This window comes from Dyella sp., from assembly GCF_051962475.1.
GTDB lineage: Bacteria > Pseudomonadota > Gammaproteobacteria > Xanthomonadales > Rhodanobacteraceae > Dyella_A.
In genome coordinates this window covers 148701-159621 of record NZ_JBQCCF010000020.1, presented here as the reverse complement: position 1 = coordinate 159621, position 10921 = coordinate 148701, and the positions used below count along the sequence as shown (strand labels likewise).

General features: G+C 68.7%; 10 protein-coding genes. 3 read left to right on the top strand and 7 right to left on the bottom strand.

Annotation, left to right across the window (positions count from 1 at the left end):
- Positions 1 to 135: 135 nt before the first annotated feature.
- Together ACTHJF_RS04925 and ACTHJF_RS04920 are read right to left on the bottom strand one after the other, a co-directional pair.
- Positions 136 to 1641, bottom strand: a complete 1506-nt coding sequence (locus ACTHJF_RS04925; protein WP_440266129.1) for a peptide MFS transporter — start codon at positions 1639 to 1641, stop codon at positions 136 to 138.
- 76 nt (positions 1642 to 1717) lie between these two features.
- Positions 1718 to 2572 carry a tryptophan 2,3-dioxygenase gene (locus ACTHJF_RS04920; RefSeq protein WP_440259836.1) on the bottom strand — a complete coding sequence of 285 codons (855 nt, stop codon included), beginning with the start codon at positions 2570 to 2572 and terminating at the stop codon, positions 1718 to 1720.
- 210 nt (positions 2573 to 2782) lie between these two features.
- On the opposite strand from ACTHJF_RS04920, the gene pdhA reads away from it, so the two are divergent.
- The 3 genes from pdhA to ACTHJF_RS04905 all read left to right on the top strand — a co-directional run bounded on the left by pdhA (position 2783) and on the right by ACTHJF_RS04905 (position 6414).
- The gene (gene pdhA, locus ACTHJF_RS04915; protein WP_431635769.1) at positions 2783 to 3877 is read left to right on the top strand and encodes a pyruvate dehydrogenase (acetyl-transferring) E1 component subunit alpha; all 1095 of its coding nucleotides are present in this window, start codon (positions 2783 to 2785) and stop codon (positions 3875 to 3877) included.
- 3 nt (positions 3878 to 3880) lie between these two features.
- Positions 3881 to 4861: an alpha-ketoacid dehydrogenase subunit beta gene (locus ACTHJF_RS04910; RefSeq protein ID WP_440259835.1), complete on the top strand. Its 981-nt coding sequence runs from the start codon at positions 3881 to 3883 to the stop codon at positions 4859 to 4861.
- Between the two features lie 164 nt (positions 4862 to 5025).
- Positions 5026 to 6414, top strand: coding sequence for a dihydrolipoamide acetyltransferase family protein (locus ACTHJF_RS04905; protein WP_440266127.1), 1389 nt, complete (start codon positions 5026 to 5028; stop codon positions 6412 to 6414).
- Between the two features lie 122 nt (positions 6415 to 6536).
- Here the strand turns inward: ACTHJF_RS04905 and ACTHJF_RS04900 are convergent, their stop codons facing one another.
- From ACTHJF_RS04900 to ACTHJF_RS04880, 5 genes are all read right to left on the bottom strand, one after another.
- Positions 6537 to 7226: a DUF6348 family protein gene (locus ACTHJF_RS04900; RefSeq protein ID WP_440266126.1), complete on the bottom strand. Its 690-nt coding sequence runs from the start codon at positions 7224 to 7226 to the stop codon at positions 6537 to 6539.
- A 2-nt stretch (positions 7227 to 7228) separates the two neighbouring features.
- Positions 7229 to 7753 (bottom strand): M48 metallopeptidase family protein, encoded by a 525-nt coding sequence (locus ACTHJF_RS04895; RefSeq protein ID WP_440266125.1) that lies wholly within the window; start codon positions 7751 to 7753, stop codon positions 7229 to 7231.
- A gap of 30 nt (positions 7754 to 7783) precedes the next feature.
- Positions 7784 to 9013 carry an MgtC/SapB family protein gene (locus ACTHJF_RS04890; RefSeq protein WP_440266123.1) on the bottom strand — a complete coding sequence of 410 codons (1230 nt, stop codon included), beginning with the start codon at positions 9011 to 9013 and terminating at the stop codon, positions 7784 to 7786.
- 154 nt (positions 9014 to 9167) lie between these two features.
- Positions 9168 to 9494, bottom strand: coding sequence for a hypothetical protein (locus tag ACTHJF_RS04885; protein ID WP_440266122.1), 327 nt, complete (start codon positions 9492 to 9494; stop codon positions 9168 to 9170).
- 58 nt (positions 9495 to 9552) lie between these two features.
- Entirely contained in the window at positions 9553 to 10917 is a 1365-nt protein-coding gene (locus tag ACTHJF_RS04880) for a tryptophan--tRNA ligase (protein WP_440266121.1), read from the bottom strand.
- Positions 10918 to 10921: the final 4 nt, after the last annotated feature.

The window sequence follows — 10921 nt, the reverse complement described above, 5'->3', positions numbered from 1 at the left end:
CCCCAGCCCCGCCCGGGCGCCCCTCGCGGCCATTTTCGGAGCGCACCCTGGGGGCGAGGTGATGTTGGCTTCTTTGTCTATCGGGAGCAAGAGAATACGCCCACCGGGGCCGCTCCTACAGGTTCTTCGCCAGGCTCACTTCACCCCGTGCATCAGCCGGTTGATCAGCGGCGACACCAGCAGCAGGAACGCGCCCGCACCGGCGAGCAGCCAGAAGCCGAAGGTGAAGCCGCCCAGCGCCGAGGCGGCGGTCATGCCCGTGCTGCCGCTGATCGAGCTGGCCAGCAGGCCCGATAGATTGCCGCCCACGGCGAGCGAGAGGAACCAGCCGCCCATCGCCGCGCCGACCAGACGCGGCGGCGCCAGCTTGGTCACCATCGACAGGCCGATCGGCGACAGGCACAGCTCACCGGTGGTCTGCAGCACGTAGCAGGCCGCCAGCGGCCAGAACGGGATCAGCCCGGCCGGCCCGAGCAGCTTCGACAGCGCGAACATCAGCACGGCGAAACCGAGGCCGTTGAAGATCAGCCCCAGGCCGAACTTACGCGGGATCGACGGCTCCTTGTTGCGCTTGGCCAGCCAACCCCACACCAGCGTGAGCGGCGGCGCCAGCGCGAGGATCGCCAGCGGGCTTACCGATTGGAACCAGCCCACCGGGAACGTCCAGCCGCCGAACATCTTGCGGTCGACCAAGTTTTCGGCGAGGAAATTGAACGAGGTGCCGAGCTGGAAATAGAACATCCAGAACAGCACGTTGAAGGCGAAGATGATCAGCATGGCGATCACCCGGTGCACCTGCACCTTGTCGTGCCGCGCCGCCTCGGCCAGCAGCAGCACGGAGATGCCGATGAACAGCAGGCCAAGCATCCACTGCAGTCCGATCGGGCCGATCTGCGAGAGCAGCCCGTAGATCACCGGCACCGCCAGCAACGAGCCCGCGATCACGCCCACCGTGCGCCCCGGCACGGTCTTTTCCGCCGCCGGGCGGCCCACGCCACCGAGGCTGCGCCGGCCAAACCAGAACCAGAAGAAGCTCAGCACCATGCCCACGCCGGCGGCCAGGAACACCAGCTTGTAGTTCTGCTCCAGCGCGGTGTCGGTGAAGTACGCCGCCATCCAGCCGGTGAGCAGCGGCGCGATGAAGGCGCCGGCGTTGATGCCCATATAGAACAGCGTGAAGCCGCGGTCGCGGCGCGGATCATCCTTGCCGTAGAGCTGGCCGACCATCGAGGAGATGTTCGGCTTGAACAGGCCGTCGCCCACGATCACCAGCGCCAGCCCCAGCAGGAACACCGGCTTGGTCGGCACCGCCAGCGCGAACAGGCCCGCCGCCATCACCGCCGCGCCGATCAGGATCGAGCGCTGGTAACCGATCAGCTTGTCCGCCACGTAGCCGCCGAAGATGCCGGTGGCGTAGATCAGCGCGGTGTACGCGCCGAAGATGCCGCTGGCCCAGGCCTGGCCGGACGCGTCGCCGTGGAAGAACTGCGCCACGATGTACAGCGTCAGCGCCCAGCTCACGCTGTAGAACGCGAAGCGCTCCCAGAACTCGGTCATGAACAGCATCCACAGCGGACGCGGATGGCCGAACAACTGCGGGAAGTCGGGCGCCGCGGTGGCGGCGTCTTGGCGATCGGTCATAAGTGATGTCACCCCGGGAAAGTCGACCGATCGTGCCAGACGCGGGCCGCCGCGTCAGCCGTGAGGGATGCTTTGACTAGCCATGGGGACGCAAGGTCGTGCGCACCTCGAACAGCTCGGGAAAGAATTCCAGCTCCAGCGCCTTCTTCAGAAACGCCACGCCGGACGAGCCGCCGGTGCCGCGACGGAAGCCGATGATCCGCTGCACCGTGCGCATGTGGCGGAAGCGCCACAGCTGGAACTGGGTCTCCAGGTCGACGAAGTCCTCGCACAGCGCGTATTCGCGCCAGTAGCGGTCGGTGTCGCCGTAAATTCGTTCGAACACCGGCAGCAGCGCCGCGTCGGCTACGTGCGGCTCGCTCCAGTCGCGCTCCAGGTGCTTGACCGGCACGGCGTGATCGAAGCGGGCAAGATAGCGCAGGAACTCGTCGTACAGGCTCGGCGCCTCCAGCACCGCGCGCAGCTGCGCCTGCCCTGCAGGATCATGGTCGAACACCTTGAGCATGGCCGCGTTCTTGTTGCCCAGCACGAACTCCATCACGCGGTACTGCAGCGACTGGAAGCCGGACGACGGCCCGAGCGTCTCGCGGAACTCCAGGTATTCCGACGGCGTCATCGTCTCCAGCACCGCCCACTGCTCGATCAGCTGACGCAGTACCGACTTGCAGCGCGCCAGCACCTTGCGCACCTGCCACACCTGGTCGCGCTGCAGGAAATCGATCGCCGCGCGCAGCTCGTGGATCATCAGCTTCATCCACAGCTCGCTTACCTGGTGCTGCACGATGAACAGCATCTCGTCGTGGTGCGGTGGCACGCTGCGCGGCTGCTGCGCCGACAGCAGCACGTCCAGCCGCAGGTAGCCGCCGTAGGTCAGGCGCCCCTCCAGGTCGGTTTCGATGCCTGCTTCCAGATCGCGCCGGTTGTCCGTCATGACCGCGTCATTCCCCGTCAAAACCCGCATGGTAGCGGCTCACCCGGGCGCATCCGTACCGGCGCGCATGCTGCGCTGTACCTTGCGACGCAACATCCCCGCCTGCTATCAATTGCAGGATTTTTTGGGACATTTGCGTGCCTGCGGGTGTTTCCCCGACCCGCGCCCTGCCGCCTCCCGAGCCCCTTTTGCCCACTTTCGGAGCGACTCGTGTCGATTGCCGCCAAGTTTGAGATCGAATACCTGCAGTACCTCGATGCCGAGGGCAAGCAGGTCCGTGACGACCTGCCCGCGTTCGCGCAGGACCTCGACCACATGGTCGAGCTGTACAAGCTGATGATGTCCACCCGCGTGTTCGACGCCAAGTCGATCGCGCTGCAGCGCACCGGCAAGCTCGGCACCTACGCCAGCTGCCTGGGGCACGAGGCCGCCCACGTCGGCATCGGCTCGGCGATGAAGCCCGAGGACGTGCTGGCGCCCAGCTACCGCGAGTACGGCGCCCAGTTGTACCGCGGCGTGCGCCCGCGCGAGGTCTACATGTACTGGGGCGGCGACGAGCGCGGCAACGACTACCAGAACGAGCCGGCGCGCCACGATTTCGCGTGGAGCGTGCCGATCGCCACGCAGTGCCTGCACGCGGCAGGCAGCGCGTTGGCGTTCAAGATTCGCGGCGAGAAGCGGGTGGCGGTGTGCACCATCGGCGACGGCGGCTCGTCCAAGGGCGACTTCTACGGCGCCATCAACATCACCGGCGCGCAGAACCTGCCGATGGTGGCGGTGATCGTCAACAACCAGTGGGCCATCTCGGTGCCGCGCAAGATCCAGTCGGGCGCGCCAACACTGGCGCAGAAGGGCATCGCTGCGGGCCTGTATTCGATCCAGGTGGACGGCAACGACATCATTGCCGTGCGCAAGGCGATGGAAGACGCGCTGGAGCGCGCCCGCAACGGCGAGGGTGGCAGCGTGATCGAGGCCGTCACCTACCGCCTTGGCGACCACACCACCGCCGACGACGCGCGCCGCTACCGCGGCGAGCAGGAAGTGAAGGACGGCTGGGCGAAGGAGCCGATGAAGCGCCTGAAGAACTGGCTGGTGGCCAAGGGCGTGTGGGACGACGCCAAGGAAGAAGCCTGGAAGGCCGAGTGCGACGAGTGGATGGACAACGAGGTGAACGCCTACCTCGAGACCAAGACGCAGCCGGTGTCGGCGATGTTCGACTACACCTTCGCCGAGGTTCCCGCCGACCTCGCCAAGCAGCGCGACTACGTGCTCGCTCTCGAAACCACGCCGACCAAGGGTCACTGAGTCATGGCACAAATCACTCTTATCGAAGCGGTCACCCAGGCGCTCGCCTACGAAATGAAGCACGACGACTCGGTCGTGGTGCTGGGCGAGGACGTGGGCGTCAACGGCGGCGTGTTCCGCGCCACCCAGGGCCTGCAGGAAAAGTTCGGCGAGCTGCGCGTGCTCGACACGCCGCTGGACGAAACCACCATCGCGGGCGTTACTGTGGGCCTTGCCGTGCAGGGCATGAAGCCGGTCGCCGAGGCGCAGTTCGAAGGCTTCATCTACCCGATGATGGAGCAGATCGCCTGCCACGCCGCGCGCCTGCGTAACCGCACCCGCGGCCGCCTGACCGTGCCGGCTGTGTGGCGCGCCCCGTGGGGCGGCGGCATCCGCGCGCCAGAGCACCACTCCGAGGCGAACGAGCACCTGTTTACCAACATCCCCGGTCTGCGCGTGGTGATGCCCTCCTCGCCCGCGCGCGCCTACGGCCTGCTGCTGGCGGCGATCCGCGATCCGGATCCGGTGATGTTCTTCGAGCCCAAGCGCATCTACCGCCAGTACAAGGAAGAGGTGCCGGACGACGGCGAGGCGCTGCCGCTGGACGTGTGCTTCGTGCTGCGCGACGGCACCGACCTGACCCTGGTGACCTGGGGCGCGCAGGTGAAGGAGTGCCTGGAGGCCGCCGACGAGCTGGCCCAGGCCGGCATCAGCGCCGAGGTGATCGACGTCGCCACGCTGACCCCGCTGGACTTCGACACCATCGCCGAGTCGGTGGCCAAGACCGGTCGCTGCGTGATCGTGCATGAGGCGCCCAAGACCGCCGGCTTCGGTGCCGAGATCGCCGCGCGCGTGGCCGAAGAGTGCCTGTACGACCTGCTCGCGCCGGTCGAGCGCGTCACCGGCTTCGACACGCACATCCCGCTGTTCCGCCTGGAGATGAAGTACCTGCCGAGCGTGGAGCGCATCGTCGATGCGGCCAAGCGCACGCTGGCCGCAAGCTAATCCTCAAAGCCGCAACTGAAACGCACGTCATTCCCGCGCAAGCGGGAACCCATTTTGATCTTCGCTCAGCGAAGCAATGGATTCCCGTTTGCGCGGGAATGACGGCAAAAAAAACCGAGATTTCTCCCGCCTGCGCGACACGCGCCAGACAACGGAAAACCACCATGGCTGACATCAAGACGTTCTACCTCCCCGACCTCGGCGAAGGCCTGCCCGACGCCACCGTGGTCGAGTGGCACGTGAAGGAAGGCGACAGCATCAAGCTCGATGCCCCGCTGTGCTCGATGGAAACCGCCAAGGCGGTGGTCGACGTGCCCTCGCCGTACACCGGCAAGGTCACCAAGCTCTACGGCGCCCCGGGCGACATCATCGAGACCGGCGCCGCGCTGGCCGACTTCGAGCCCGATCCGAACGCCAAGCAGCGCGCCGAGGCCGAGTCCACCGGCCACCACCACGGCCCGAAGAAGAGCGTAGGCAGCCCCGCGCCGGACGACGGCGGCCGCGTGGTCGCCTCCGACGAAGGCGGTGAAATGGAGAGCGGCAACGGCGATCGCGAAGACGAAGGCACCGTGGTCGGCGCGATGGTCAGCGGCAGCCACGTGCACGTCGAGCAGGCGGCCAGCATCGGCGGCGTCAAGGCCGTGCCGGCCGTGCGTGCGCTCGCGAAGAAGCTCAAGGTCGATCTGTCCCGCGTGCGCCCGACCGGTGCCGATGGCGTGGTCACCATGAAGGACGTCAAGGACGCCGCCGCCAACGGCAGCGCCCCGCTCGGCGCCGCCCCAGCCCGCGCCGTACCGGCGTCGGCCGGCCGCCACCTGGCGCCGGAACTGCCCGAACCGGGCCCGGCGCCTTCACGCACCACCACCTCACTGGCCGGCAAGCCGGTGCGTACCGCACCGCCGTCGCAGGCCGCCAGCGGCCAGCCGGAACAGCTCAAGGGCGTGCACCGCAACATGGCGCGCGTGATGGCCGAAGCCCACGCCAACGTGGTGCCGACCACCCTGGTGGACGACGCCGACCTGCATGCCTGGATCGGCAAGCAGGACATCACCGCTCGCCTGGTGCGCGCGATCGTCGCCGCCTGCAAGGCGGTGCCGGCACTCAATGCCTGGTTCGACGGCAAGAACCTCACCCGCACGCTGCATCCGCACGTGGACATCGGCATCGCCGTGGACACCGACGACGGCCTGTTCGTGCCAGCCCTGCGCAACGCCGACATGCTCGACGGCCACGGCGTGCGTGCGGCGATCAAGCGCCTGCGCACGCAGGTGGAAGACCGCTCGATCCCGTCGTCGGAGCTCTCGGGCTACACCATCAGCCTGTCCAACTTCGGCATGTTCGCCGGCCGCTACGCCACCCCGGTGGTGGTGCCGCCGACGGTCGCCATCATCGGCGCCGGCAAGCTCAGCCACGACGTGGTGGCAGTGATGGGCGGCATCGAAGTGCATCGCCGCATGCCGATCAGCCTCACCTTCGACCACCGCGCCGCCACCGGCGGCGAAGCCGCACGCTTCCTCAAGGCGCTGCTGGACGATATGGCGCAGCCGCACTGATCCGACGGATCGTGAGCTAGAAGGCCCGGGAGGTTCGCGCCTCCCGGGCCTTTGCGTTTCTGCGGCACCCCGTCCTGCTGTAGGAGCCCGCTCGCGGGCGATGCTCCTGCTCCTGATGCACATCAAAGCCGAAGAGCATCGCCCGCGAGCGGGCTCCTACAGCAGGGAGGCCCTGAGTAGTCGCGCACGTCCAGCAGCACCAGCTGCCGCGCCGAGGTGTCCGGCGACAGTTCCGGCCACGCGCTGGATACCAGCATCGCCGTGCCCGCGGCCCACGGTTCGCCGTCGAGCAGCGCTTCGTGGGTGGCGGCGGCGTCGCCCGCGCGACGATGCAGCAGGTGGATCCAGTGCAGTTGCGGGGTGAGCGCGAGCTGGCTCACCGCCTGCTGCAAGGCGAGCGCGGCGTCGGCGGACATCGGCTGCGGCTCGCCGGTCGAAGGTCGCGTCACCAGCGGACCGACGAACACGTCCCAGGTGCGCACACCGATATCCCACGCGGCGATGCGCATGCGCCGGTCGTCGGTGAGGTACCAGCACGCGGCCAGCAGCAGGTGGAAGCTCGACTGCTCGAACGCACCCAGCGCCTCACGTGCATCGGCGCCGGCGAAGCTGTCCTCGATGCAGCGATCCTCCGCTACCACCACGTCGACATCGAGCCGGCCGGGCTCACCGGCCGCACCGGCCCGCCAGTGCGCGCGGATCGCCGGGAAGTCGCCGTCGGTGAGCAACCAGCCGTCCTCGTCCGGTTCCAGCTCCACCTCGTGGCGTTCGAACAGTCGGCGCAAGGCGCTCTGCAACGCGGCGTCATCCATCGTTATTCCTTCTCTTGGTCAACGGCATCGGCCGGCGGCGCCAGGTCGCGCCAGGTGAGGTACACGCGCACGTCGAACTCGCGCTGGTGGTAGTCCGGCAGCATGTGCTCGCACAGCTGGTAGAACGCCTTGTTGTGGTCCAGTTCCTTCAGGTGCGCCAGCTCGTGCACCACGATGGTTTCCAGGAACGCGGCCGGCGCCTGACGGAACACCGAGGCCACGCGGATCTCCTTCTTCGCCTTCAGCCGGCCGCCGTGCACGCGCGAAATGGCCGTATGCAGGCCCAACGCCTTCTTCACCACGTCGAGCTTGGCGTCGTAGAGCACCTTGTCGATGCCCGGCGCGTTGCGCAGGTAGGTCTGTTTCAGTTCCATGGTGTAGGCATACAGCGCCTTGTCACTCTGCACCGCGTGGCGCTCGGGATAGCGCGCAGCGAGATGATCGCCCAGTTGCCCCGCCTGCAGCAGGGCACGCACCTGATCCTGCAGATGGTCGGGATAGCCCTGGAGGTAGCGCAGCGTGGTCACCGAGGCATTGTCGCATCCCGACCGCGGCGCTCACGCAAACAGCGCGCCGGCCCAGGTGCAGGCAAGCACCAGCGCCAGCCCGGCGATCACCGGCTGCGCGAACGCGCGGCCACCGCCCAACACGGCGACCACGGCCTTGGACACGGTGTTGGTGGTCAGCGCCAGCAGGATCGGCCACATCGCCTGGTGCGGAGCGATGGCGCCATCGGCAGCGAGCGAGGCGAACGACACCGCCGGCGCATGGGTGTCGGCGAAGCCGGCCACAGAGGCGGCCACCAGCAGGCCGCGCTGACCCAGCCAGGCCTGCAACGCGGCGGCGATGAGCTGCACCAACGCGATGGTCGCGCCGAGCAACAGCGCGCTCTTCACGCTGAAGGCGGCAGCACCGGCCTCGATGTCGGCGCCCGGCTCGCCGTCGCGGCTGCGCCAGACCACGACCGCGCCCACCGCCAGCGCGGCCGTGCCGCCGGCCAGCAGCGGCGCCGCCAGCACCCGCAGCGTCGGCGCATGCGTGACCGCCAGCACGGCGGCCATCTGCGCGAACGTGGCGACAGTGGACAGCACCGCCGCCGCCACCGCCCGCGGCCGCTGCGCGGGAGCGCCGCGTGAACGCGAACCCATCACGCCGATGGTGGCCGTGCTGGAGACGAAACCCGAGAGCAGCCCGGCCAGCGGCAGGCCCACCGTGCTGCCCAGCCAGCGCAGCAGCACGTGGGCGAGCGCGCCGATCGCCATGACCAGGATGACGATGATCCAGATCGTGCGCGGATGGATGGCGTCGAACGGCCCGATCGCGCGGTCCGGAATCAGCGGCAGCACCATCAGCGTGGCCGCAGCGAGCACCAGCAGGTTGTTGAGCTCCGCCGTCGTCAGCACACCGCGCACGAAGCGGTGCAGCCATTCGCGCGAAGCCAGCAGCGCGGTGATCGCCACGCCTACACCAGCCGCCAGCAGCGGATGGCGCGTGGCCAGCGCACCCAGCGCCAGGCAGGCCAGCAGGCTCGCCTCGGTGGTGAGGCCCGGATCGTCGCTGCGATCGCGCGCGTAGGCGATGCCGACCAGTACGGTCAACGCAAACATGGCCGCCACCACCAGCCACGAATCGAGCGCGGCGCAGATCGCGCCGAACAGCGCCACCACGGAAAACGTGCGGATGCCGGCCACCGTCTGCTGTGCGTCGGTGCCCTTGCGGCGCTCGCGCTCGGCGCCCATCAGCAGGCCGATGCCCAGCGCCACGGCGAAGCCGGTCCAGGGCGTCATGGCATGCACCCGCACGCCGGCGCGCGTCGAGCGCGCGACCGGGTGGAAAAGCGTGTCAATCGAACCGGATGCACGGCGCGCCTCGCGTTGCCGATGGCGGGCGGCGTACCGCCCTCGCCGGATGATGCCGCAGCGAGACGGGCGTGTCTGCGCCTCAGCGGCGCGTGCGTCCCCACAGTTGCTGACGCACGATCAGCCCCACCAGCAGCACCGCCACGCAGGCTCCGTAGCCGTACAGCGCGGGCAGCACCTGCTGCCAGATCGCGCCGCTGGAGCGGCCGAACTGCGCCACCGGCGGCAGGTGCACCGCCTCGTAGCCGAGCACCGCCGCGGTCACCGTAGCGGCCACCGCGAGCAGCAGCACGGCCACGTCGAAACTACGACGCCCCGCCGTGCGCGGCAGGCTTTTCGGATAGGCGAAATAGGCCCAGCCCAGGATCACCAGCCAGGGCGCAAGCAGCAGCAGAGCGAGGTAACGCATCGAAGGAACTCCGATATCGGCCGGCCGCATACGGGCCGGCACGGCAAAGAAAGAGGGCTCAGTCCTGCGCGGCGAGCTGGTCGAGCGCGTGGCGCAGTCGCTCCAGCGCGAAGTCGGCCGCGTCCGTGCCGGGGCCGATCTCCAGTCGCGCCACCGCCACGCCGTCGAGCTCCAGCATGGTGCCGTCGGCCAGGGTCTGCACCACTGCGGACGCACCACCGAGCGTGCGCAGACGCTTCTGCAGTGCGCCAGCCGCCTTGGGATCATCGAACGGCTGCGACAGCAGCAGCTCCTCGCCGTCGCCGGAGAACAGGCGGAAGCGGAAGCGGCCATCGGCATCGCGGAAGCTGGCGAAGCGCGGCGGCTTTTCCGCCTTCGGCGCCGACGCCGCCGCCGATGTGGCGACGGCCACGGCCGCGCCGGAACGCAGGCCGATCGCATCGCGCAGTTCGGCAATCAGCGGCACGGCGATGGCACGCGCCTTCCTCGCGCCTTCCTGCAGGATCGCCTCGATCTGCGCGGGCCTGGCCATCAGCTCGTCGTAACGCGCGCGCATCGGCGCCACGTCGGTCTCGATGCGCTCGAACAGCACCTGCTTGGCCTCGCCCCAGCCGATACCCTCCTCCAGCGCTGTGCGGAAGGCCTGGCTTTCCGCCTCGCTGGCGAAGGCGCGGAAGATGGTGAACAGCGCCGAGCTGTCCGGATCCTTCGGCTCGCCGGGCAGGCGCGAGTCGGTGACGATGCGCAGGATCGCCTCGCGCATGCCCTTGGCGCCCGCGGCGAACAGCGGAATGGTGTTGTCGTAGCTCTTGGACATCTTGCGCCCGTCCAGGCCGGGCAGCGTGGCCACCTGCTCCTCGATCAGCGCCTCCGGCAGCACGAAGAAATCGCGGCCGTAGATGTGGTTGAAGCGCTGCGCGATGTCGCGCGCCATCTCGATGTGCTGGATCTGGTCGCGCCCCACCGGCACCTGGTGCGCGTTGAAGGCGAGGATGTCCGCGGCCATCAGCACCGGGTACATGTAGAGCCCCGCGGTGATGCCGGCATCGGCGTCCTCGCCCTCGGCCACGTTCTTGTCCACCGCGGCCTTGTAGGCATGCGCGCGGTTGAGCAGACCCTTGGCGGTGACGCAGGTGAGGAACCAGGTCAGCTCCGGGATCTCCGGAATGTCCGACTGCCGGTAGAACGTGACGCGCTCCGGGTCCAGTCCCGCGGCCAGCCACGTCGCGGCGATCTCCAGCCGCGAGCGCTCGATGCGCGCGGGATCGTCGCTCTTGATCAGCGCGTGGTAGTCGGCCATGAAGTAGAACGCGTCCACCTCGTCGCGGCGGCTGGCGGCGATCGCCGGGCGGATCGCGCCGACGTAGTTGCCCAGGTGCGGCGTGCCGGTGGTGGTGATGCCGGTGAGGACTCGGGTCTGCATGCGT